This is a genomic window from Candidatus Nitrosacidococcus tergens, assembly GCF_902810445.1.
Taxonomy (GTDB): Bacteria; Pseudomonadota; Gammaproteobacteria; order Nitrosococcales; family Nitrosococcaceae; genus Nitrosacidococcus; species Nitrosacidococcus tergens.
The window spans coordinates 893,999-917,129 of sequence record NZ_LR778175.1; the positions used below are offsets into that span (position 1 = coordinate 893,999).

Below are 23,131 nucleotides of genomic sequence, written 5' to 3' on the forward strand. Positions count from 1 at the left end.
TCAAAGGATTAGGGCTTATATATGACTAAATCAAATTTGATCGATCAACTTACTCAGCAGCAAAAAATATTATCCCATAAAGATGTGGATGATGCAGTTCGAGTTTTACTGGAATTAATGAGTAAATCATTATCAGATAATCAACGAATCGAGATTCGTGGATTTGGTAGTTTTTCTCTACACTATCGTCCTCCTAGAACTGGTCGTAATCCAAAGACAGGAGAGTTAGTGTCTCTTCCACCTAAATATATCCCTCATTTTAAAGCAGGTAAGGAATTAAGGAAAAGAGTAGATAATTTGTAGTGAAGCAAATGCATTATTATCTATAATGAAATTCGGGATAGATGAAAGAATAAATGACTCTTATATAGTAAAATCCTATGGTATTGGGTATATAGAAATTCTTTCTCCAATTTCATTAGTATTACGTGATGGAGAGGATGAATATCTTCAGGAGAAGAGAAAACAGATAATACATCATAGTGTCATCCTTACAAGAGACAAAGTTAGGGAATGGACTCCTAGAACTTTTGATGAATTAAAGGAGGGTTATTTTGAGATATTCTTGGATATAGACCCAGAAGTTATTCTACTAGGTACAGGGAATAATCTCTTTTTTCCACCTCCTTCTTTATTTAAAAAATTATTTGATCATAGAATAGGTGTAGAATTTATGAATACTGCTGCAGCATGTAGAACTTACAATATTCTTGTTAATGAAAATCGTAGAGTAGCTGCAGCACTATTAATTTAATTAAGTAGTGACTTAATGAAAGATTAAATCACTTGAAATTTCTTCTTTGTCTAAAATTTGCCTTAATTTTTTTATAGCCTCTATTTGGATCTGACGGACTCGTTCCCTAGTAATACCAATAGTATTACCAATTTGCTCTAGCGTCTGTGGTTCATGACTAAAGAGTCCAAATCTCCTTGTTACTACTTCTTTTTGTTTTTTATTTAACTGATCTACCCAAGAGTTAAATTTAGATTGTATATCTTGTTTTTGTAGTAAAATATCAGGACTGGCTGACCTATCATCTGGAATATTATTCAGAAAATTTACATCCTTATCGTCCCTATTTTCATCCATAGAGATAGTGTTATTTCGCTTAAAATTCCATATCCTTCTTACTTCTTCAGTAGGCTTATCCACTTGTAATGCTATATCTTGAAAACTTGGATCGTGTTTTAATTCTTGAGTTAAATTCTTAGCAACTTTCTGATAGCTCTTTATCTCTTTTATAATATAAACTGGTAACCGTATCGTTCTTGTCTGATTCATTAATGCTCGCTCAATAGATTGCCTAATCCACCAAGCAGAATAAGTGGAAAATCGGAACCCCATTTCTGGATCAAATTTTTCTACAGCGTGAATAAGTCCTAAATTACCTTCCTCAATTAAATCGAGTAGTGATAATCCCTGATTTATATAACGTTTTGCAATCTTTACAACAAGTCGAAGATTGCTTTCAATCATTTTTTTACGTCCAATACCATCTCCTCTTTTAGCTAGACGTGCGTAGTAAATCTCTTCTTTTGCTGTGAGTAGAGGTGTTGCACGAATCTCATTTAGGTATTGCCTAGTGCTATCGATCTCCAGTGCGTTATACTTTGAAGCTGAAGAATTTCTGGGATGGGTTCTTTTCTGAGTTTTGTAATGTTCTGGCTCTAATGTAAACAAGATATTCTCCTTTCTACTAGATATTACTAGCGATAAATCTATTATGAATATCTATATGCTACTTTCGTGCCAGAAATTAAAATTATATATAGTTACTTATTAGTAGTTGATTTTATTAATTTTTTATTAAACCAACCTCGCATAAAACAATATATATTGTTCTAGCTACCCAAATATATAGTTTAAATAAACCACTAAACTTTATGCATTCAACCAGAAGGTTGAGTAAGCAAGACTGGATCTATAAGATCGTCAAATTGACTAGATGAAAGTATATTTAGCTCTAAACAGGCTTGCCTTAGGGATAGATTTTTGTGATGAGCATAATGAGCAATTTCTGCCGCTTTATCATAACCAATTTTTGGAGTAAGTGCAGTTACTAACATAAGTGATTGCTCTACATAACTAGCTATTTTATTTTCATCCGCCTTTAAATCCTTTATAAGAAATTGGCTAAAATTACGACACCCATCAGATAAAATTCTTATAGATTGCATTAAATTAAATATAATCATTGGTTTAAATACATTTAATTCAAAATTTCCTTGAGATCCAGCAACGCCAATACCAGCGTCATTTCCTATCACTTGAGCTGCTATCATAGTGATTGCTTCACATTGAGTGGGGTTAATTTTTCCTGGCATAATTGAGGAGCCTGGCTCATTTTCTGGTAGTAACAATTCTCCTAAACCACAACGAGGCCCTGATCCTAACCATCTAATATCATTTGCGATCTTCATAAGAGAACATGCAAGTGTTTTAAGTACACCACTTGTCATTACCAGAGCATCATGTGCTGCAAGTGCAGCAAACTTATTAGCAGCAGGTAAGAAAGAAAGTCCTGTAAACTTTCTAAGATAAACACATACTTTTTCTGAGAAACCAATAGGTGCATTTAACCCTGTTCCTACTGCAGTTCCTCCAATTGCTAGTTCATAAAGATCCGGTAAAGTAGATTTTATTCTTTTTATATTGTCGCTAAGCTGTGCGACATAGCCAGAAAACTCTTGTCCTAGAGTAAGAGGAACAGCATCTTGTAGATGAGTACGACCAATTTTCACAATATGATTAAATTGATTTTCTTTCTTATGAAGTGTGTTTTTTAATTCTTCCACACTAGGGATAAGCTGCTCTTTAATAGCTACGGCGGCAGCGATATGCATAGCAGTAGGGAAAGTGTCATTGGAAGATTGAGATAAATTGACATGATCGTTAGGGTGGATAGGGGATTTACTGCCAATAATCCCTCCCAAAATTTCAATTCCTCGATTGGAAATTACTTCATTAATATTCATATTCGCCTGAGTGCCACTTCCCGTCATCCAAACATGAAGTGGGAAATGATTATTAAGATTCCCATCAATAATTTCATCGGCTACTTGAATAATAACTTGAGCTTTATCAGTAGAAAGCTTATTTAATTCTGTATTTGCGAGAGCAGCTGCTTTTTTAAGCAAGGCAAAAGATACAATCACCTCCTTAGGAATAAATTCCTCACTAATGGAAAAATAGGTAATGGATCTCTGGGTTTGTGCTCCCCAGTAGCGATTAATGGGGACTTCTATTTCTCCCAAGCTATCTTTTTCAATACGAGTTCTTTTTTTTTCTATATTTATCATATATTTAAATATATTTATAATAATATAATAAGCTGATTAATATTTAGTTAATTTGCCCATAGGAGTGTGCTGATTGAGATCTATTCTAATAGAATTATCTATAATAACTTTTATGCATTATTGCAGTATTTTCAGCAGTTATGCTCTACATTTTCAAGTTTAGAAAACTACCATTGTATAGATATATGCTAAAAAATTTTTTATTAAAAATTTAAGAGATAAATAAAAAAATGAATATTTCAGAATTTTTGCAAGGAGAGACTGGTTCTCGGATTATTAGTGAAATTAGTAAAAAAATAGGATCTACAGATAAAGAAGTAGGCTCAATGCTTAATGAGGCAGCATCAGTATTATTGGAGATGCTTCATAAAAATTCTTCTAGCAAAGAGGGAGAGGAGAGTTTGTCAAAAGCTCTGGAACAACATGATGGAAGTATTTTAGATAATATACCTGAATCTCTTGACCACGAGAATACAGCTATAGATGGGCATAAAATTTTAGGAAATATATTAGGAGAAGATAGGAATTCTGTTGAAGAAACCCTTGCTTCTAAAACTGGAGCTGATGCTTCTAAAGTTTCCAGTGCTCTTGTTTATCTAGCTCTATAATTATGGGGTATCTTGGAAAACAACATGGTGCGTCTGGAAATAAAGATCTATCTGGGTTATTAGGTTCTTTATTAAAGGGTAGTTCCTCTGCTTTGGGCACTAGTATTATTTCTTCTCTTTTGAGCGGAAAAAAACTAGGATTAAGTAATATTCTTGAAAGCTTTTTTACTTGAAAGCTTTTTTAGTAGAAGAAAATAGGATTAAAAAAGAGAAAGAGGACACAATAGAAAAAGATTGTATCCTCTTTTTGTTTATAGCGATTATGGAATGGTGTACTTAATATCACACTGAGAACCAAGCGTAGTATAAACTCTTGTATCGTTATTTGGCGCATTTTCTATATGAAATGCTAAGAAATTCATAGCTGTTGAAGAAGCTGAATTTGTCGTGCTAGAAGGATTAGCAGTAGCGGTAAAAGTGCAACTATCACTTCCTACTGGAATAGTGCAGCCAAAGTTTTGCCCATTAGAAATATTATTGGTACCTGTATTAGAATCGCTATCACTAGAGTCACTGCTATTGCCATTCTGGGCAACATTTGGACCAGCAGACACTGTACCTGTAATTGGTAGTGCACTCAATGTATTAGGGGTAGTACCTCCAAATAAGGTAATAACTACGGGATCATTTGCATTTTCAGCTAAATTTATACTGCTTACAGAAAGGCTGATTGGCGTACAGTGTGCTCCATCATAACCGGTTGCAGCTCTAAACGTAGTATCATTATCATTGTCTTCAACAACACCCATAATAGGTGCAAATGTGTCGTCACTACTAAACCAACCCCCTCCAGTAGTTGTAATATTAGCGTACATACGTACACTCTTAAATGACCCAACATGGGATCCTGGAGCTAAAGGATCCGGATCTGCAGCGGCAGTAGGTGTTGGAGCAGCAGTAGTAGTATCATCTGCATTTACTACAGGTGAAAACCCAATAACTAAGCTTACCAATCCAATCACACTTAAAGATTTTTGAGTAAATCCATTCATTTCTTTCATATATAATTCTCCATTGCTATTTTTTTAAAAAATACCCTTATGGAATAGAGTATTTAATATCACATTGGGAGTTAAGTGTAGTATAAATTCTTGTGCTATCACTCGGTGGATTTTGTATTTGGAAGGCTAAAAAATTTACTCCTGTTAAGTGTGTTGCACTAGGACTATTTGTGGAGAATGTACAACTGTTGCCACCGAGTGGAATGGTACAACTAAAAGGCATAGAACTAGAAGTAATTGTGCCTGATGTTGGTAATGCCACTGTAACAGGATTCATTGCGTTGGGTGTAGCCCCAGCAAATAGGGTAATAACCACATCATTTTGTGCATTTGATGCTAAATTTTTACTGGTTACAGATAAGTTTAGCGGCGTACAGTGATTCCCGTCATAACCAATGGCACTTTTATACTGCTCATCCTGATCTGAATCATCAACTTCACCCATTACAGGTGCATATCTAATATTATCATCGGTGATTCTTATGGTGGCATATATAGGCAAGCTACTAAAGCTTGCCACATGAGATCCTGGAGCTAAAGGCGAGGGATCAGAAGTGATAGTAGTAACTGGAGTTATTTCTTCTGGATTAGTAGTACTGCTTTCCGCATTTATGACAGGTGAAAAACCAATGGCTAGTCCTATTAATCCAATCATACTCAAATATCTTTGAGTAAATCTATTCATTTCTTTCATATACAATTCTCCATTGCTGCTCTTTTTAAAAAGTAAAAAAACTGCCTTACTCTTATGGACTTATGGAATAGAGTAATTAATACTACATTGGGAGCCAAGCGTAGTGTAAATCCTTGTGCTGTCACTTGGGGCATTTTGTATTTCGAAAGCTAAGAAATTCATAGCTGTTGAAGCTGAATTTGCTGTACCAGGAGGATTAGCAGTGAAGGTACAACTATCACTTCCTATTGGAATAGTGCAACCGAAGTTTTGCCCGTTAGAAAGAATATTTTGGCTTACTTCATCATCAGGAGTATTGTTATTATCAGGAGCAACATTTGGACCAGCAGATACTGTACCTGTAACTGGTAATGCGCTCATTGTATCGGGAGTAGCACCGCTAAATAGAGTAATTACTACGGGGTCATTTGTATTTTCAGCTAAATTTTCACTGGTTACAGAAAGGCTAGTTGGCGCACAGTGTGCTCCATCATAACCAGTTGCAGCTTTAAACGGATTATCCTGATCATGGTCTTCAACAGTACCGATAACTGATGCAAATCTAGCATTATCATCACTAAACCAGCCACTTCCATTGGTTGTAATAGTAGCATACACACGTACGCTATTAAATGACCCAACATGGGATCCTGGGGCTAAAGGATCTGAATCATCTGGTGCTGGGGCAGCAACAGGAGTCGTTGGTGCTGCTGGAGCTGGAGTAGTGGTATCCTCTGCATTTGCCACAGATGAAACCCCAATGACTAGTCCTACTAATCCAATAATACTCAAAGATCTTTGAGTAAACTTGTTTATCTTTTTCACTTAATAATCCTCCATTATTAAAATAAGATACTATACAAATATAACTAAAATTTGTTATTAAATCTATATTTAAGATGCATGATTAAAAATATTTTCAACTATAATTATAATATATATTATTTAACATAATATATATTATACGAACTTAAGAAAACCTATAATCTCCATAAATACTAGCTTCTATACAGTCTAGATTTCACTCTGGATAAAACCCATCATCCAAGATTTGTTCCACTGTCCAGCCAGTGTGCTGGAATGTAGTGGGAAATGTTTTAGGTACTAAACCTGTTTCAGTATAAGCTCGCATAACTGCAGCTTCATAAGCTTCCAATACAGCCTCTTTTAATTCAGGGTTTAAGCTTGGGTTTTTAACGATTAATTTTCGGATCTGTAAACGTTGTTCAGCAATCGTTCCTCGCCAGCTATAGCTTCGATGTTCGGGCTGATACTGCCATTTCAGCAAATGGGCTAGTAGTACAGTTAATCGGCTCTCTAATCCTCTGCGCTCACTCCTGCCCATGTCTTCTAGTTCCTCGATGATATGTTCCATATCTACCTCACTTATTCGGCCTTGTCTTAGAAGTTTAGCGGTTTCCTGTATCCAGCCGTAGAAATCAGTATTGTAGGTAATATTACTCATCTTCTCTCCGTAGGATTGAAATTTACGAGGAAGAAGCCCAAAAAGCAGGCTATCGTAAAGCGATTAATTGCGATTTTTAAGAACATGATTTTCTTTTTCATATCTTCAAACTCTTGTTCAGAGATAACCCCTTGCTCCTTTAGCTCTTTCCATTTTAATAACTCATCTGCCACAGAATGACTTGTTATAATTTTCTGTTTTAATATACTTACTTGACTCATCTTTTTTCTTAGAGGCGAGAATCAATAGTGCATTGTTTTGCATAGGCTTGCTGTAGAAATTCTCTAAGATAAAAAGATAAAGTAAAAATCCAACGACGATACTCGGTTACCCATGGTTTACTTTCTTATTCTAATAAATTAATAATTATTTTTGATTTACTAACTAAGTAATCATTTATTCGCGTCTCCATTCGCAATGATCTAATATTGGTTTAAGTGCTTCTTTAGCACCCTGTAGATCGATAGTAATAAATAAAGGATTATTACTTGTAAAATGAGGGTTTCTGTTATGTTCGCCACTTTCCTCATAATTTGGCATTGCTCGCATGACAACATGATGCTTGCCTTCCGAGAATTGTGCCATTAAATCTGAGGGGCTATACCAATTAGAGCCGCCATAAATATAAGTTATTTCTCCATTGTCCTGACTTGTTCTTATTTTGGTTTCCCTTCTTCCCCCCTGATCTATTTTGTAATCAACTTTATAGATAGATAAATGGTGAGTGCTAAACCCCATATATCTGTGCCATTCTATAAAACTATTTAGCTTACCTTGAATGCACTGAAATATAATTTTTTCTCCGCTAGTAGCGGTTCCTGTAACATAGTAATTTGTGCGTTCATCAATGGGATCGTATTCTTTTGCCCCAACCCAAGCATTAGATCGACTATATATTTGATTAAACTGGTTTGAACCTTGATTAAATTGATTTAGGCGATTGTACTGATTTTGGTTCTGTTGGTTCTGTTGGTTCTGATTGTACTGATTTACGCGGGGTGGTATAGCCGATGGTGGCATATTCGGGTCATACGGGTAAGTATCTGCTCCAGCAGTAACACTCATAGGAAATAATACTAAAGCCAGCTTAATGCATCTATTTTTATATCTTTGCATCTTTAAATTTTATCATGTAATTCTTATAGTGAATAAGGGGTTGGAGTGATCGAAAGTATTTTGAGCCTTGAAGTATAAGAGTGGTATGATAGAGAATTGTGATTTGTAAATCATAAAACTTCTCTATATATGTTTCCAAATACATATATCCTAATCAAATAAAACGAAGGAGTATTATTATGACTCACCAGTTTTACAAAATAATCACCGCTTTAACCACGGCACTAGGTATAGTGTTATTTACTTCTGTTGTCTTTGCTCAAGAATCCCAACAGGGGCAAACACCTTCTTCTGCAATGCAGGAAGAGCAAAATGTTAGCTCACCAAGTGATAGTGAATTACGTCACTTTGCTAATGCAGCTACAGATATACAGAAAATACAACAAAATGCGTTGCCTCAAATTCAACAGGCAAAATCAGAAGACGATCGTATAAAGCTACAACAAGACGCACAACAAAAAATGATATCTGCAGTTCAGAGTCATAAATTGACTATAAACCGATACCAACAAATTGCTTCTGCGATGCAAACTGATCAAGCACTTCAGAAAAAACTAATGCAACTCATGCAAAAGAAATAACAATATATTAGTTGAGGGTTTATATTTAAAACATATAAATCCTCTTTTTTATTATGCCTTATGTAAAAACACAAAATTATTATGCACCTTAATGTGTTTTTTATAACCTAAGTTTATAATATTTTCTAAGAACCAATGGCTTTGTATAAGGCTAGTATCATTAACCTCAAGCATAATGATGGGCAAGCAACGATTAATCGTATGGAGTGCACCAGACAGTGCTTCTTTTTCATACCCTTCAATATCTAACTGAAGAATACCAATTTTTCTATCGTTAGGAATAATTTCATCTATTGTACTAATATTAGTTGGTTGGTATTGCACGGTATTTTTGTTTAATGTACTTGGACTAATATACGATCCACTACCCAACGCTTGACCCTTTCTATTAGCAATTTTCACAAAGGATTGCCCTGCTTTAGCTCCTAAAGCTACGTTAATTAATTTAACGTTTTTAATTTCATTTAACGCTAGCGTAATTTTTGCACAGCGAAAATTTTCTATATTTGGCTCAAATGCCCAAATAAACGCATTTTTGTCAATTCCTTTAGATAAGGCAGGTAAAAAATCACCAAAGAAAGTACCTGCATGAATAATATCTTTATTTCCACAGTGATTTAGTAAATATTCAATTGTTTCAGGTTCATGCACTTTACCCAGTAAAATTCTCTGCACTTCAGATCTATACGCTGAAGATTGAGGAACGCAATATCCACCATATTGATTATAAGCAATAGCACACTTCAATGTAGGATAATCTATATGATGATATGTGTTTTTTATCTTAACAATGGGCGTTGTAATGTGAACAAATTGCCAGTATTTTTCTCTAATGAATTGAAATAAGCTACTTGTTACTATTTTTATTTTTTCAATGAAGCTTTTAATAATCTTTTTCATATCCACATATCCACTCATAATAATAGTAAATTAAATATTTGGAGGTGTTATCTCAATGACAATTGATTGGAATGCTTTTACTCCATGGACTGCATTAGGTGGTGGGATACTCATAGGCATTGCAGCGGGAATGTTCTTATTTTTTAATGGAAGAATTGCTGGAATTAGTGGTATTGTGGGAGGATTGTTTACTCCAACCCGATATGATTTTGCATGGAGAGTAGCATTTATTACCGGATTGATGGTATCGCCTCTATTGCTTTCATATACAGGATTTTATCTTGATAATATAAATATTGATGCTAGCTATGCTGTATTAATTACAGCAGGGTTATTAGTGGGGATAGGTACTCGCTTAGGATCAGGATGTACTTCTGGTCATGGGGTATGTGGTTTATCTAGACTCTCGCCGAGATCTTTGGTAGCTACCCTTATCTTTATGAGTGCAGGATTTGCAACAGTGTATATTATAAGACATGTTTTAATTATATAAGTTAGTAGAAAAAAATGGGCATTATTACTTCATTTCTAGTTGGGCTAATATTTGGTTTGGGGTTATTAATCTCTGGTATGGTGTTTCCAGAGAAGGTGCTAGGTTTTTTAGATATTAAGGGTCAATGGGATCCTTCCCTAGCCCTTGTAATGTTAGGTGCAGTTCTTGTAGGATTTATTTCCTTTAAGTATACACGTCAGCGAGTTAAATCTTTTTTAGGCTTTGATATGAAAATCCCTACCACTAATCTAATTAATGCAAGACTTATTCTAGGTAGTCTTATTTTTGGTATTGGTTGGGGCATAGCTGGATTATGCCCCGGACCTGCCTTAGTAAATTTAGGATTTGGAGAAATGAAAGCTATTGCATTTGTAATAGCAATGGTAGTAGGTATGGGTATTTTTGAATTTAAGCTAAAAACTTAAATATTGATACCATAATTATTAGCTAAGGCACGTAACCCACCTGCGTAGCCTTGGCCTATTGCCCTGAATTTCCATTCATTATTATGGTGATATATTTCAGCAAAGATCATAGCAGTTTCAGTAGAAGCATCTTCTGATAAGTCATAGCGAACAACCTCAGCCCCTGTAGTTTCATTCACAAGACGAATAAATGAATTACTAACTTGCCCAAAATTTTGTTTACGTGCATCTGCTTCATGGATGGTAACCGCAAATGCTATTTTTTCTATATCTGAGGGAATTAAAGTTAAATCTACTTTTATTACCTCATCGTCTCCTTCACCTGCTCCAGTTCGGTTATCTCCAGTATGCTCTACAGCACCTTCTGGGCTTTTTAACTGGTTATAAAAAATAAAATCGCTGTCACTACGAACTTTGTCATTTGATCCTAATAAAAACACGCTCGCATCTAAATCAAACTCAGCTCCATCAGTAGCTCTTGGATCCCAGCCTAAACCAACAATAATCTTAGTCAAGCTTGGATCAGTTTTTGATAAGGATAAGTTACCACCTTTTTGTAAGGTCAATGCCATAAAAAATCTCCATTGATTATTTTATCTATTATTTCGTTCCTGCACGCCAGTGTAGTCCCCAATGATAAGCGTGATCCATTTCATCATGTCTTCGATGAAAATCTACCCGGCGTGTTACCTTAATCGTATCATTAATATTTTCAAGAAGAGCAATTGCGCACATTCTATAATCGCCCCCTTCATCATTAAGATGAACTTCAATTTCCGGATGATTAGGCACAAAAACCGTAATTACGCCATCCGTTTCCTTCCAACTAGGCACACCATCATAAATAAAAGTAAAGATTAGAATGCGCCTTATTTCACTCCACTTTTTACCATTAATATAAAGCCATTCTCCACCAGAAATCGATCCGGTACGATCATCCCCCATAAGCTTAATAAAAGGAGGATGATCTAGAGCACCAAATGTGTTTCCTAGTGCTTGCACCACGCCTTTATTACCATTTTTAAGCTCAAAAAGACAGCCCACATCAAGATCAATTCCTTTATTTTGGTTACCAAAAATACCCCCAAGGAATCTTCCACTTTTATTACTTCCTTGACCTTGAAGTGTTTCATTGCTCCAATTTAGATTAACTCTTATTTCACCATAATCTGCTGAATCAGGTTTTTCTAAACTAATACTAGATCTAGCCTTATCTAAGGTGATTTTATTAAGGTTAAGATTAGACTTGTTGGATTGCTGGGTATTATTTGTTGCTTTGGTAGTTATAGATGGTGGCATAGAATCAGCAATTTCAACACCAAAGTGCTTAGCCAGCGGCTCTAAACCGCCTTCAAACCCTTGTCCCACGCAACGAAATTTCCACATATTTTTATGTAGATAAAATTCTCCAAGAATTAAGGCAGCCTCTTTCATTCCTTGAGTAGGAACTTGAGCTTCAATATTATCATTGATTCCTAACGATAAAAATGAAACCTGATTAAATACTGCCCTATTTTCGTGTATCGTTGCAGTTAATGCAACTTTGCAAATATTAGAATCTAAGTGGTGTAGATCTAGTGAAAACTCAGCTTTCCCCGCTAAGCTACCCTTCATTTGAAGGGCACCACTCAAAATATTATTTTGATTATAAAAACACATATCACTATCACCACGAACTTTCCCTTCAGCAGTCAGAGCAAACGCTGATATATCAATATCTATCCCAGTGATAGGAGTATAGTTAATCGTTATAGAAAGTGGTAGTTTAGATTCTACAGGCGTATTACCGCCAGGTGTTAAAATTACCCTATTATTCATAAGTTAAAAATACTCTAGTGTTTTGCTGCATAGGTAAATAAAGAGAAAAAATTCTCTGTAGTTATATCTTCAATACAAGCTAATGAAGTTTTTCTTAGCTCTGCAATGTGTTTTGCTACATACTGTACATAAGCTGGGGTATTAGTTTTTCCTCGATAAGGAACTGGAGCTAAGTAAGGAGAATCGGTTTCTATCAATAATCTATTTGCTGGAATTTTGGTAGCTACCTGCTGTAAATCCCTTGCACTAGGAAAAGTAATAATTCCAGAGAAAGAAATGTAAAAACCTAAATCCATTCCTTTTTTTGCTGTATCCCAATCCTCAGTAAAACAATGAAGTACGCCACCGACCTCTTCTGCACCTTCTTCTTTTAGAATACGTAAAGTGTCTTCTTTTGCCTGTCTTGTATGGATAATTAAGGGCTTGTTACAAATCTTCGCGGCAGTAATATGTGCTCTGAATCTATCTTGTTGCCAAGATAGATCACCTTCACTACGAAAATAGTCTAACCCAGTTTCTCCAATACCCACTACTTCCGGAAGAGAACCAGAATCAATTAATTGATCTATAGTAGATTCCTTAATTTCATTACTGTTAGGATGAATCCCCACTGAGATAGAAATATCTTCATTTTTTTGAGCAATCTTATAAATTTCTGGAAAACTTTTCATATCTACCGATACGCATAGCATGTGTCCTACGCCAGATTGGTGGGCTTCTTCTATAGTTTGAGAAGCAGGTTGGTCAATTAAATTAATGTGACAATGGGAATCAACAAGCATAATGTATTTATTACATAGTATAAGTAGGCTTTTCAGAATTAAGTCTATCAGCAAGATAGGTTTCTATCTTAGTACGCACATCATCATTGCTTGACTCAAATTGTACTCCAACGCCAGGATTTCTATTATGTGCACTCTCTGGAGTAATCCAAATAACTTTCCCTGAAAAGGTTATTTCTTCAATCTCACTAAGTAAAGTCAGTTGTATTGATATTCTGTCATCAATTTTATAGTGTTTAGAAGTAGGGATAAATAATCCTCCATGTTTTATAAATGGAATATAAGCTTGGTAAAGCGCATCAATATCCCGAATAGTTAGGGATAGATGATAAATAGAAGGTGATCCAGTAATATCACTCATAAGAATTTAAGCTAAAAGAAGAAACCAATCGATTAGCAATTTCTCTAATAAAAGTTGTGTATTAATTTGAGTGCGATTAGTAAGTAACCATAAACTATATTCTATCTTTTCTAAAAGAGAAAATAATGGTTTTAATTCTACTTTTCTGGAGAATTCCCTAAGGTAATCTTCTATATCTGTATTAATTAAAAGCTCAGTAGATACATTTCTTTTAATTCTAATCATATCCATCGTAAATAGTATCATCCAATATAGAGCTTCCTCCCATATTTTCAAAATATAATCTTCTACTGTCTTTAAAGGGTTAATATTTTCTTTAAAAGAAAATAGATTATGGGCTAGTTTAATCCTTTGTGATAAAAGATCTTGTTCTAGATAGGATAATGCTCTTAATGGTGCCCCTCCTACCAAATTTAGCAGATACATTAAGTTAATATCTTCTTGCTTAGAATTTATAGAAAGTAATTGCTGAGCGAGCCATTTTTCAGCTTCTCTCTTATGGATAGAAAACTGAAATTTTTGGCACCGACTACGAATAGTAACGGGTAACGCAAACAATGAAGTACTTATTAAAGTAATGACTGTATTCCTAGGGGGTTCTTCTAATATTTTTAGTAAACTATTAGCAGCACTAATAGTCATTTTATCAGCAGCTAAAATGGTTACAGTTTTAAACGCTGATTTTTTAGCTTTTAGCATTAAATGATGATAAATCTCTCTAGTTTGTTCTATTGAAATTACTTTTTTTTCGTCTGGAATTGACACTCTAAGATGATCGGGATGGGTATTTGCTTTAAACAAAACACAGCTAGAACAAACACCGCAAGCTAGCTTATTTTCTCCAGGAGAATCGCATAATAAATTATTTACTAAGTGATCAGTAAAAGTATATTTACCTATACCCTTAGGACCATAGAGCAATATAGCATGCGGCATCCTCTCAATAGATTTCGCAGTCATTATGCTCTGCCAGTGGGATTGGCACCATGGGTAAAGCTCATGCATATTTTATCTTGCTTAAAAAATTTATAACCTCTTTTTCTATAACTTTCTGTATCTCTAGCCTCTCTAAAGAAGCATCAATAATGCAGTATCTATTAGTATACTGTTTAGCTAGCCGAAGATAAGATACACGCACCCGTTCGAAAAAATCATTCTGTTCTTGTTCAAAACGATCGCTACTCTGTTTCCGCTGTGTTCTAATATTTACAGGGAGATCAAGTAGAAAGGTAAGATTAGGCTGTAACCTAGATATTGTCCATTTTTCAACGAGTTGAATAAATTCTAAAGGTAACTCTCTACCTCCTCCTTGATAAGCATAGCTTGAATCGGTAAATCGCTCACAGATGACCCATTTACCCATTGCTAATGCAGGCATAATTACTTTCTCAAGGTGATCAACTCTAGCTGCAAATATAAGCAAAAGCTCACTATAGGGAAGTATACTATCTTCATCTTTAGAGAGTAGTATTTCCCTAACTTTCTCCCCTAAGGGAGTACCACCAGGTTCTCGAGTTAAGATAACCTCCTTATCTAACCTCTCTAGTAACTGTTGAATAAATTTAATTTGGGTACTTTTTCCAGCACCATCAATACCTTCAAGAGATATAAAATATCCTTTTTCATCTTTCCTCATAGGGTAAAAATTTAGTGCTGCTTATTTTTACCTAAAATATAGGTTTGAATAGCGATTTTATGATCTTCATAAGTAGTAGAGAATTGATGGCTACCATCACCACGAGCAACAAAATATAATGTGTCTCCATTATCAGGGTGCAAAGCTGCATACAATGATTTTAGACTAGGCATACAGATAGGAGTAATAGGCAGTCCAAAGCGGGTATAAGTATTGTAAGGAGTATCTTTTTTTAAGTCCAAGCGATGTAATGTGCCTGTAAATAATTCTCCTAGCCCATAAATGACGGTAGGATCTGTTTGTAACCGCATTTTCTTTTTTAATCTTCTTATAAGTACACCAGAAATAATAGGTCGTTCTATCTCAAGTGCACTCTCTCGTTCAACAATAGAGGCCATAGTTAATGCTTCATAGGGATTCTGATAAGGTAGATCTGAAGCACGATTATCCCACGCACTTGCCAAATGCTTTTCCATAAGTTGAAAAGCACGTTTTAAAATAGAAATATCAGTAGATTCAGCAGAAAAAAAATAAGTATCTGGAAAAAACCTACCTTCAGGATGTATACTTGTATAGCCTATACGTTCCATAATTTCAGTAGGTCCACCTTGTTGGATCAGGGTATGCTGTACATAAGGGGTGTTATTAATTGCGTTTATTAGTTGGGTAAAAGTCCACCCCTCAATAATGGTAAAACTGTGTTGTACAACTTTTCCATTTACGATTTGCTCTAAAAAAGAAAGCGGTGTAGTCCCAGAAGGAATATAGTATTCTCCGGCTTTTATTGCTTGAGTTTTTCCCTTCCAACGAGTAAGTAAATAAAAATATAAAGGATTAGTTAGTAGTAACCCTTGGTCATATAACCCTCTAGCTATAGAATGAGCAGTTGCTCCTTTAGAAATCTCAAAATAATAGCCACCTTTCCTTACTTGAAATAATGTGTTAACAAATTTACCATATTCAAGTTTAATCCATACGCCTAAAGATAATATAATAGATAGAAAAAAAAAGAAGAGTCCTTTTTTACTCATAACTCTCTATCCACATTTGAATAAAATTTTGAATATTCCTAGTTTTAGTACTAACTGGATAGGAGGATATTTCCTCTAAATAACGTACTGGCCATAAACCAATTAAGCTGTTACAAACGAACATTTCTTCTGCTTGTTTCAGATCATCTAAGTTTATTGGTTTAACGATAGTTTTTATCCCTAAAGTAGAAGCTTTCTGTAAGATAAACTCTCGCATTACTCCAGCAACCCCACAGTTATTAAGATCCGGAGTTTGTAAGTAATCTGATATGAAGATGAAAATATTACTCATAGTTCCAGAAATTACTTGTCCTCTACTATCTAACATTACCCCTTCTGGAATTTGTGGATCATTCCATTCACTTCTGGCAAGGATTTGTTCTAATCGGTTTAAATGTTTAATCCCAGAGAGCATCGGATTATGTCCTAAAGTAGTAGCACAAATTCGAAGTGTAATACCATATTTAAAGAAATCTATAGGATAGTTTGGCCAAGGATAGATAGAAAGCACTCGAGTAGGTTTCTCATTATGTGGAATACGATAACCCCGTTGCTCTGATATTCCTCGAGTAAGGATAATCTTCAGAACCCCTTGAGAAACTTCACTACAGAGTTCTTTTATTTCTTCATCTAAACTCTTTAAATCTGGGATAGATAATTTTAATCGGTGGCAACTTATTTTTAGGCGATTAAGATGAAAATCATAGAAAGGAATTTTTCCTTTATAAACGGCAATGGTTTCAAACAAACCATCCCCATACTGAAACCCTCGATCAGAGAATGAGACTTTAGAAGATGGTCTACCGTTAATTAGTGTTTTTTCAGAGAAAAACAATATAGATTATCAGTAATAGGTAGGATTAGCTAAATTGCTTAAATACTAAAGATCCATTTGTGCCACCAAACCCAAAAGAGTTGGATAACACAACTTTAACTTCTTTTTCTTGAGATGTACCAATAACATAATTTAATCCTTTACACTTAGGATCGAGATTAAAAATATTTATGGTGGGAGGGATAACTTGATCTCTGATGGATAGTATAGAAAATACTGCCTCTATTCCCCCTGCAGCTCCTAGTAAATGTCCTGTCATAGATTTTGTCGAGCTTACAGCAACTTTTTTCGCAAAATTCCCAACAAAGGTTTTAATTGCTAGGGCTTCAATTTGATCACCTACTGGTGTAGAAGTGCCATGAGCATTAATATAATCTAATGATTCAACATTAATTTGAGCGTTTTTAAGTGCACTGCTCATACAACGAATTGCACCTTCTCCATTTTCAGGAGGTTGAGTCATATGATGGGCATCAGCGCTCATTCCAAACCCTGCAAGTTCTGCATAAATCTTAGCTCCTCGGTTTTGAGCATGGTTTAATTCTTCTAATACCAAAACACCAGCACCATCGCCTAGCACAAACCCATCACGATCTATATCCCAAGGACGGCTTGCAGCTTCTGGATCGTCATTACGGGTAGATAAAGCACGGGCAGATGCAAAGCCACCTAAACTCATCGGAGAAGTAGACATTTCTGCACCACCAGTAATCATCACCTCTGCATCACCTCGTTTAATAATATGCATTGCTTCCCCGATGTTATGAGTACCTGTTGAGCAGGCAGTAACAATAGCTAAATTAGGACCTTTTATGCCATATATTATGGAGAGGTTTCCTGCAAGCATATTAATAATGCTGCTAGGTACAAAAAATGGAGAGATTTTTCTTGATCCTCCATTTAGATAAGCTTCATGAGACAATTCAATAGCATGAAGCCCGCCAATACCAGAACCTAGAGCTACTCCAACTCTAGTTGCATTTTCTTCGTTAATTTCTAGACCTGAGTCGTCAATTGCCTCTTTAGCAGCAGCAATACCATAATGGATAAAGAGATCCATTTTCTTAGAATCCTTAGAAGGAATATAATTCTTAACATCAAATCCTTCAATAGTACCGCCAAAATGAACAGGAAAACGAGTCGCATCAAAATCAGTAATAGGTCTAATCCCAGATTTACCCTTAAGGATATTACTCCAAGATTCTTTTATATTTAATCCTACCGGACAAATAGTACCTAGACCAGTAACAACAACTCTTCTATTGATCAATGGCTTTTAATATTACTAAACTAAAAAAAGAAAAAAGGCCGCACTGATTACTGCACGGCCTATATTTTATTTATCTTGACACTCTTTAATATAATCAATTGCTTCCTGAACTGTAGAAATTTTTTCTGCTTCCTCATCAGGAATTTCGCATTCAAAAGCTTCCTCTAGTGCCATCACGAGCTCTACAGTGTCTAAAGAATCGGCACCTAAATCATCAACAAATGATGATTCATTAGTGACTTCTTCGGGATTTACACCTAATTGTTCAACTACAATTTCTTTAACTCGAGATTCTATATCGCTCATAATAGTTTATTTCTCCAAAATATTTCTATAAAAATAATAAGTTTAGAAGTATCCCATTAGTTTTAATACTATCTTCACTATTCCTTAATACTACCTATCAGGCCATACAAAGCCCACCATTGACATTAATTGTTTCTCCTGTAATATACCCTGCTTCAGGACTTGCAAGAAAGGCAACAATTGATGCTACATCTTGCACATTACCTAATCTATTTAATGGGATATTAGCTAGTAACCCCTTTTTCTGAGAGTCAGTAAGCATATCAGTCATATCTGTCTGAATAAATCCAGGAGCTACAGCATTTACTGTAATACCACGAGTACCTACCTCACGGGCAAGAGATTTAGTAAACCCAATCATGCCAGCTTTTGAAGCTGCATAATTAGTTTGCCCCCCATTTCCCATAATACCTACTACAGAAGATATATTAATAATACGCCCCCATGAAGATTTAATCATTCCTCTAACGCACCCTTTGGAGAGTCGATAAATCGAAGTAAGATTAGTATTAATAACTGCTTCCCAATCATCATCTTTCATTCTCATAAGTAATCCATCTCGAGTAATACCTGCATTATTTACAAGAATAGTAGGAACACCTATTTGTTCCGAGGTCATAGTTAATGCTTGATCAATAGATTCTGGTTGAGAAATATCTAGAATAATACCTCTACCAAGCCAGCTATTTTTACTTAGAAGCGAATTAATTTTATCTACACCAGCTTGTGATGTGGCTGTACCTATAACAACAGCACCTTGTGTAGCTAAATTTTGGACTACAGCATAACCAATTCCTCGGCTAGCACCTGTTACTAGGGCAATTTTTCCTTCTAAGCTCATTTACTTTCCCCAGTAATTTTTAATGCCTTATTAAAGCTATCTACATCAAAAATAGATAATACAGTTACATTTTTATCTATTCTCTTTACTAATCCAGTAAGGACTTTCCCCGGCCCACATTCAATAAATGTGTTCACTCCTTGATCTATTAGAAACTTAATTATCTCTACCCAGCGTACTGGATGATTAAGCTGGCGTATTAAAGCATCCTGAATATCTTCAGGATTATTATTAATAGCCACATCTACATTATTCACTACTGGAATAGATGGAGAAGTAATAGAAATATTGGCTAAATATTCCTTAAATTTAGTTGCTGCTGGTAACATAAGCTGGCAATGAGAAGGAATAGTTACAGGTAAAAGTAACGCTTTTGCACCAATACTTTGTGCTTTTTCAATCACTTTATCTACAGCATACTTATGTCCGGCTACAACTATTTGACCAGGTGCATTAAAATTAACTGGTTCAACAACCCCATCATCGTTTAATTGCTGACAGATATCTTTAACTTCTTTATCTTTAAGTCCTAAGATTGCTGCCATTGCTCCTATATCTTTTGGCACTGCCTCTTGCATATAAGCAGCTCTATGGGCTACTACACCTACTGCAGTCTCAAACTCTAAACTATTAGCACAAACCCATGCACTATATTCGCCTAAGCTATGACCAGTCATAAATTCAGGAAGTTTTCCACCCATGCTACACCAAATCTGCCAAACAGCTACTCCCCCTGCTAACATCGCAGGCTGAGTATGCTCAGTAAAATTTAAACGCTCTTTAGGTCCGTTTTGCACAAGATGCCATAAATCGTAATTTAATACAGTAGATGCTTGTACAAATATCTCCTTCACTTTTGGATACACACTAGATAACTCAGCAAGCATACCCACCGTTTGTGATCCTTGACCTGGAAATAAAAAAGCGAGCTTACTACTCATAAACGTATATTAATACTTTAATAATGCTGAACCCCAAGTAAAACCGCCCCCAAAGGCTTCAAGAAATAGTGTATCTCCTCTTTTAACCCTACCATCTCGAACTGCGATATCAAGTGCTAGAGGTACAGAAGCAGCTGAAGTATTCCCATGGGAATCTACAGTTACAACAACTCGTTCCATAGGAAGATTTAGCTTCTTTGCAGTTGCTTCAATTATTCTAATATTTGCTTGATGCGGAATTAACCAATCAATTTCCCCCTTATCCATATTATTTGCAACTAAGGTTTCCTCTACAATTCGCTCTAAAGTACGTACAGCTACCCTAAAAACCTCACTGCCTTGCATTTGGATAAATGCTCCCTCTTCCCTTAATTTATGATAATTTTCAGAAATTCCAGCAGAAACAGTAAGTAACTGCTGATAATTACCATCTGCATGCAAATGGGTCGAGATAACTCCAAGATCTTCGCTTGACTGTAATACAACAGCACCTGCTCCATCGCCAAAAAGTACGCAGGTAGTTCGATCCTGCCAATCAATAATTCTGGAAAGAGTTTCAGTACCTACAACCAAAGCAGTATGTGCACTCCCTGTACGAATAAACTTTTCCGCAACACTTAGGGCATAAATAAATCCAGTGCAAACCGCTTGTATATCAAAAGCTGCTGACCCAGAAACACCTAATTTTTGCTGAAGTAAGCATGCAGTACTAGGAAAAATCCGATCAGGAGTTGTCGTTGCTACAATGATAAGATCAATATCTGAAGGGGAGATCTGAGCCGCTTTTAGAGCATTACGGGAAGCCATTTCAGCTAAGTCACAAGCAGTTTGCCCAGTATCTGCAATATGTCTTTTTTTGATACCTGTTCTTTTTGTAATCCACTCATCTGTAGTATCCACCATCTGCTCTAAATCAGCATTAGTAAGTACTTTCTCTGGAAGATATCCTCCAGTACCTATAATACGAGCATAGTTTTTCAATTGACTTGCCCCTCTGTTAACCATGGCTCTAAATGAGTACTAATGTGTTTAGGTACGTCCTTTTGAGTTTCAATAATAGCAATATGGATTGCATGGGCAAAAGCCATAATATCGGCTCCGCCATGACTTTTTATAACAACACCATTTAATCCAATTAAATTAGCGCCATTATATCGCCTTGGATCCATTTTTTTGCGGAATTTATTGAGAACAGGTAAAGTTAAAAAACCCATAAGCTTGGTGAGCAAATTACTATTAAAAGATTCTTTTAAGAAATGTTTAACTAGCCGGGCTACTCCTTCGCTAGATTTTAAAGCAACATTACCTACAAACCCATCGCATACTACTACATCAGTGTTACCCTTATAAATATCATCCCCTTCTACAAATCCAATGTAATTTAAGCGGCTTCTAGCCAACATCTGTCCAGCTTTTTTAATCTGATCATTACCTTTAATAAGTTCGGTTCCTATATTCAATAAACCTACTCTAGGATTAGGTACATTATCAATAGCGCTGGCTAACACCGATCCCATTAAAGCAAACTGATATAGATTCTCAGCACTAGAATCTACGTTAGCCCCTAGATCAAGTACATAACAATGTCCTAATACGGTAGGTAAGGTAGAAACAATCGCTGGTCTATCTATTCCAGGTAAGGTTTTTAATACAAATCGAGCAGTTGCCATTAAAGCACCCGTATTACCCGCACTTACGCAAGCGTCTGCCTTTCCTGATTTAATCAGGTTAATAGCTACTCGCATGGAAGAGTCTTTTTTACTACGCAATGCCTGAGAAGGCAACTCATCCATTTCTACCTTTTGAGAGGCATGTTGGATAACTAGTCGTTCATTTAGTACCCCTTTATTTGCTATTACTAAATCATAGATTGACTTATGATCTCCTACTAAAATAAGGGTTACATCCTTTATTTCTAGAAGTACACTCAATGCAGCAGGAACAACGACTTGGGGACCATAATCCCCACCCATTGCATCTAGTGCAATTGTAATAGCCAAAACTTATTTATTCCTCTTCCTCGGTATTATTCTTTTTTACTATTACCTGTCTTCCCCGATAATAACCATCAGGGGTAATATGATGCCTACGATGAATCTCTCCAGATAAAGAGTCTGTAGACAGGGTTGGACCAGTTAATGCGTCATGAGCTCGACGCATACCTCTTCTAGAGTTAGATTTTTTGCTTTTTTGAACAGCCATATTTAAAAATATCCTAGTTATTAGTAATTTATTTTAAACAGAAAATGGATTTTACGTATTGTTTAAATTGCGTATAGAAGAGATTTTTTCACTTAAGCAATTTGATTGTTGCATATGTTTAGGTGCTATAGGAAAAGATAATAATAATTCATCCTCTATCAGATCCCATAGAAATAGATTATCTATAGCATTACATGCGATAGGTTCATAGAGTAATTTATCATATTGATCGATATTCGTATCTTCATAAACTAAACATAGTGCTATTTTACTACTTATTTCAGTATCCATTGGCTGTAAACACCGCTGGCAAGTAAAATATACATTAGCCCTAATACTACCCTGAATAATTGGGATTCCCTTATTATCATACCCAAATTTTAAATCTGCCCATACTGATCCTGTTTTATTTAAAACTTCTTTATCAGTTATTACTCGTGGCATATTCGTAAATAAAATCTCTCCTTCTAAAGTGCTACTAGATTTTATTAGCTGCCAAGGGGATATCTCATTAGGCAAGTATGCTAGCATAAAAAGAGAAAAATC

General features: G+C 35.5%; 32 protein-coding genes. 7 read left to right on the top strand and 25 right to left on the bottom strand.

From position 1 onward, the window contains the following. The first annotated feature begins 21 nt into the window (after window positions 1-21). Window positions 22-303, top strand: coding sequence for an integration host factor subunit beta (locus tag NSCAC_RS04325; RefSeq protein WP_197745181.1), 282 nt, complete (start codon window positions 22-24; stop codon window positions 301-303). A 25-nt stretch (window positions 304-328) separates the two neighbouring features. Further along, complete coding sequence (locus NSCAC_RS04330) at window positions 329-754, top strand: Mth938-like domain-containing protein (protein WP_197745182.1); 426 nt, start codon at window positions 329-331, stop codon at window positions 752-754. A 12-nt stretch (window positions 755-766) separates the two neighbouring features. On the opposite strand, the gene rpoS is transcribed toward NSCAC_RS04330, so the two are convergent. Both rpoS and fumC read right to left on the bottom strand, forming a co-directional pair. Continuing rightward, entirely contained in the window at window positions 767-1,681 is a 915-nt protein-coding gene (rpoS, locus tag NSCAC_RS04335) for an RNA polymerase sigma factor RpoS (RefSeq protein WP_232085998.1), read from the bottom strand. A gap of 209 nt (window positions 1,682-1,890) precedes the next feature. Further along, window positions 1,891-3,300 carry a class II fumarate hydratase gene (gene fumC, locus NSCAC_RS04340; protein WP_197745183.1) on the bottom strand — a complete coding sequence of 470 codons (1,410 nt, stop codon included), beginning with the start codon at window positions 3,298-3,300 and terminating at the stop codon, window positions 1,891-1,893. Window positions 3,301-3,530: 230 nt separating this feature from the next. Between fumC and NSCAC_RS04345 the strand changes: the two genes are divergently transcribed. Together NSCAC_RS04345 and NSCAC_RS04350 are read left to right on the top strand one after the other, a co-directional pair. Next, complete coding sequence (locus NSCAC_RS04345) at window positions 3,531-3,908, top strand: DUF937 domain-containing protein (protein WP_197745184.1); 378 nt, start codon at window positions 3,531-3,533, stop codon at window positions 3,906-3,908. A gap of 2 nt (window positions 3,909-3,910) precedes the next feature. Then, the gene (locus NSCAC_RS04350; RefSeq protein ID WP_197745185.1) at window positions 3,911-4,081 is read left to right on the top strand and encodes a hypothetical protein; all 171 of its coding nucleotides are present in this window, start codon (window positions 3,911-3,913) and stop codon (window positions 4,079-4,081) included. An 87-nt stretch (window positions 4,082-4,168) separates the two neighbouring features. Here NSCAC_RS04350 and NSCAC_RS04355 read toward each other — a convergent pair whose 3' ends face one another. The 6 genes from NSCAC_RS04355 to NSCAC_RS04380 form a co-directional block, all read right to left on the bottom strand. After that, the gene (locus tag NSCAC_RS04355) at window positions 4,169-4,909 is read right to left on the bottom strand and encodes a hypothetical protein (RefSeq protein WP_197745186.1); all 741 of its coding nucleotides are present in this window, start codon (window positions 4,907-4,909) and stop codon (window positions 4,169-4,171) included. A gap of 37 nt (window positions 4,910-4,946) precedes the next feature. After that, a complete protein-coding gene (locus tag NSCAC_RS04360) occupies window positions 4,947-5,603 on the bottom strand; it encodes a hypothetical protein (protein WP_197745187.1) in 657 nt (218 codons plus the stop codon). Between the two features lie 60 nt (window positions 5,604-5,663). Beyond that, entirely contained in the window at window positions 5,664-6,407 is a 744-nt protein-coding gene (locus tag NSCAC_RS04365; RefSeq protein WP_197745188.1) for a hypothetical protein, read from the bottom strand. 196 nt (window positions 6,408-6,603) lie between these two features. Beyond that, window positions 6,604-7,047: a DUF29 domain-containing protein gene (locus NSCAC_RS04370; protein WP_197745189.1), complete on the bottom strand. Its 444-nt coding sequence runs from the start codon at window positions 7,045-7,047 to the stop codon at window positions 6,604-6,606. Beyond that, window positions 7,044-7,268, bottom strand: coding sequence for an SHOCT domain-containing protein (locus tag NSCAC_RS04375; protein ID WP_197745190.1), 225 nt, complete (start codon window positions 7,266-7,268; stop codon window positions 7,044-7,046). Before NSCAC_RS04375 ends, NSCAC_RS04370 begins: the two co-directional genes overlap by 4 nt. Window positions 7,269-7,443: 175 nt before the next feature. Further along, window positions 7,444-8,112 (bottom strand): hypothetical protein, encoded by a 669-nt coding sequence (locus NSCAC_RS04380; protein WP_197745191.1) that lies wholly within the window; start codon window positions 8,110-8,112, stop codon window positions 7,444-7,446. A 230-nt stretch (window positions 8,113-8,342) separates the two neighbouring features. On the opposite strand from NSCAC_RS04380, the gene NSCAC_RS04385 reads away from it, so the two are divergent. Beyond that, window positions 8,343-8,744 carry a DUF4168 domain-containing protein gene (locus NSCAC_RS04385; protein WP_197745192.1) on the top strand — a complete coding sequence of 134 codons (402 nt, stop codon included), beginning with the start codon at window positions 8,343-8,345 and terminating at the stop codon, window positions 8,742-8,744. A gap of 51 nt (window positions 8,745-8,795) precedes the next feature. On the opposite strand, the gene NSCAC_RS04390 is transcribed toward NSCAC_RS04385, so the two are convergent. After that, complete coding sequence (locus NSCAC_RS04390; protein ID WP_197745193.1) at window positions 8,796-9,644, bottom strand: FkbM family methyltransferase; 849 nt, start codon at window positions 9,642-9,644, stop codon at window positions 8,796-8,798. Between the two features lie 55 nt (window positions 9,645-9,699). Here NSCAC_RS04390 and NSCAC_RS04395 point away from each other — a divergent pair, with 55 nt between their 5' ends. Together NSCAC_RS04395 and NSCAC_RS04400 are read left to right on the top strand one after the other, a co-directional pair. Further along, window positions 9,700-10,137 (top strand): YeeE/YedE family protein, encoded by a 438-nt coding sequence (locus NSCAC_RS04395; RefSeq protein ID WP_197745194.1) that lies wholly within the window; start codon window positions 9,700-9,702, stop codon window positions 10,135-10,137. A gap of 14 nt (window positions 10,138-10,151) precedes the next feature. Continuing rightward, window positions 10,152-10,562, top strand: coding sequence for a DUF6691 family protein (locus tag NSCAC_RS04400; RefSeq protein ID WP_197745195.1), 411 nt, complete (start codon window positions 10,152-10,154; stop codon window positions 10,560-10,562). Here NSCAC_RS04400 and NSCAC_RS04405 read toward each other — a convergent pair. The 16 genes from NSCAC_RS04405 to NSCAC_RS04480 all read right to left on the bottom strand — a co-directional run bounded on the left by NSCAC_RS04405 (window position 10,559) and on the right by NSCAC_RS04480 (window position 23,116). Further along, window positions 10,559-11,134: a TerD family protein gene (locus tag NSCAC_RS04405; protein ID WP_197745196.1), complete on the bottom strand. Its 576-nt coding sequence runs from the start codon at window positions 11,132-11,134 to the stop codon at window positions 10,559-10,561. The genes NSCAC_RS04400 and NSCAC_RS04405 overlap by 4 nt on opposite strands. A 28-nt stretch (window positions 11,135-11,162) precedes the next feature. Next, window positions 11,163-12,380 carry a TerD family protein gene (locus NSCAC_RS04410; protein WP_197745197.1) on the bottom strand — a complete coding sequence of 406 codons (1,218 nt, stop codon included), beginning with the start codon at window positions 12,378-12,380 and terminating at the stop codon, window positions 11,163-11,165. 14 nt (window positions 12,381-12,394) lie between these two features. Further along, window positions 12,395-13,162 carry a TatD family hydrolase gene (locus NSCAC_RS04415; RefSeq protein WP_197743657.1) on the bottom strand — a complete coding sequence of 256 codons (768 nt, stop codon included), beginning with the start codon at window positions 13,160-13,162 and terminating at the stop codon, window positions 12,395-12,397. Window positions 13,163-13,172: 10 nt separating this feature from the next. Next, window positions 13,173-13,523, bottom strand: a complete 351-nt coding sequence (locus NSCAC_RS04420) for a PilZ domain-containing protein (protein ID WP_197743658.1) — start codon at window positions 13,521-13,523, stop codon at window positions 13,173-13,175. Between the two features lie 6 nt (window positions 13,524-13,529). Beyond that, window positions 13,530-14,528: a DNA polymerase III subunit delta' gene (locus NSCAC_RS04425; protein ID WP_197743659.1), complete on the bottom strand. Its 999-nt coding sequence runs from the start codon at window positions 14,526-14,528 to the stop codon at window positions 13,530-13,532. Then, window positions 14,521-15,159 (bottom strand): dTMP kinase, encoded by a 639-nt coding sequence (tmk, locus tag NSCAC_RS04430; protein ID WP_197743660.1) that lies wholly within the window; start codon window positions 15,157-15,159, stop codon window positions 14,521-14,523. The genes NSCAC_RS04425 and tmk overlap by 8 nt, the downstream gene beginning before the upstream one ends. An 11-nt stretch (window positions 15,160-15,170) precedes the next feature. Beyond that, entirely contained in the window at window positions 15,171-16,190 is a 1,020-nt protein-coding gene (gene mltG / locus NSCAC_RS04435) for an endolytic transglycosylase MltG (RefSeq protein WP_197743661.1), read from the bottom strand. Next, window positions 16,183-17,025 carry an aminodeoxychorismate lyase gene (gene pabC / locus NSCAC_RS04440; protein WP_197743662.1) on the bottom strand — a complete coding sequence of 281 codons (843 nt, stop codon included), beginning with the start codon at window positions 17,023-17,025 and terminating at the stop codon, window positions 16,183-16,185. The genes mltG and pabC overlap by 8 nt, the downstream gene beginning before the upstream one ends. Before the next feature lie 25 nt (window positions 17,026-17,050). Continuing rightward, window positions 17,051-18,295: a beta-ketoacyl-ACP synthase II gene (fabF, locus tag NSCAC_RS04445; protein WP_197743663.1), complete on the bottom strand. Its 1,245-nt coding sequence runs from the start codon at window positions 18,293-18,295 to the stop codon at window positions 17,051-17,053. Window positions 18,296-18,361: 66 nt separating this feature from the next. Continuing rightward, window positions 18,362-18,601 (bottom strand): acyl carrier protein, encoded by a 240-nt coding sequence (gene acpP, locus NSCAC_RS04450; RefSeq protein ID WP_197743664.1) that lies wholly within the window; start codon window positions 18,599-18,601, stop codon window positions 18,362-18,364. A gap of 97 nt (window positions 18,602-18,698) precedes the next feature. Beyond that, window positions 18,699-19,442, bottom strand: a complete 744-nt coding sequence (gene fabG / locus NSCAC_RS04455; protein WP_197743665.1) for a 3-oxoacyl-ACP reductase FabG — start codon at window positions 19,440-19,442, stop codon at window positions 18,699-18,701. Beyond that, entirely contained in the window at window positions 19,439-20,383 is a 945-nt protein-coding gene (gene fabD / locus NSCAC_RS04460; protein WP_197743666.1) for an ACP S-malonyltransferase, read from the bottom strand. Before fabD ends, fabG begins: the two co-directional genes overlap by 4 nt. 9 nt (window positions 20,384-20,392) lie before the next feature. Then, window positions 20,393-21,388 carry a beta-ketoacyl-ACP synthase III gene (locus tag NSCAC_RS04465; protein WP_197743667.1) on the bottom strand — a complete coding sequence of 332 codons (996 nt, stop codon included), beginning with the start codon at window positions 21,386-21,388 and terminating at the stop codon, window positions 20,393-20,395. After that, the gene (plsX, locus tag NSCAC_RS04470; RefSeq protein ID WP_197743668.1) at window positions 21,361-22,383 is read right to left on the bottom strand and encodes a phosphate acyltransferase PlsX; all 1,023 of its coding nucleotides are present in this window, start codon (window positions 22,381-22,383) and stop codon (window positions 21,361-21,363) included. The genes NSCAC_RS04465 and plsX overlap by 28 nt, the downstream gene beginning before the upstream one ends. 7 nt (window positions 22,384-22,390) lie before the next feature. Continuing rightward, window positions 22,391-22,585, bottom strand: coding sequence for a 50S ribosomal protein L32 (rpmF, locus tag NSCAC_RS04475; RefSeq protein ID WP_197743669.1), 195 nt, complete (start codon window positions 22,583-22,585; stop codon window positions 22,391-22,393). A 51-nt stretch (window positions 22,586-22,636) separates the two neighbouring features. Continuing rightward, window positions 22,637-23,116: a YceD family protein gene (locus tag NSCAC_RS04480; protein WP_197743670.1), complete on the bottom strand. Its 480-nt coding sequence runs from the start codon at window positions 23,114-23,116 to the stop codon at window positions 22,637-22,639. Window positions 23,117-23,131: the final 15 nt, after the last annotated feature.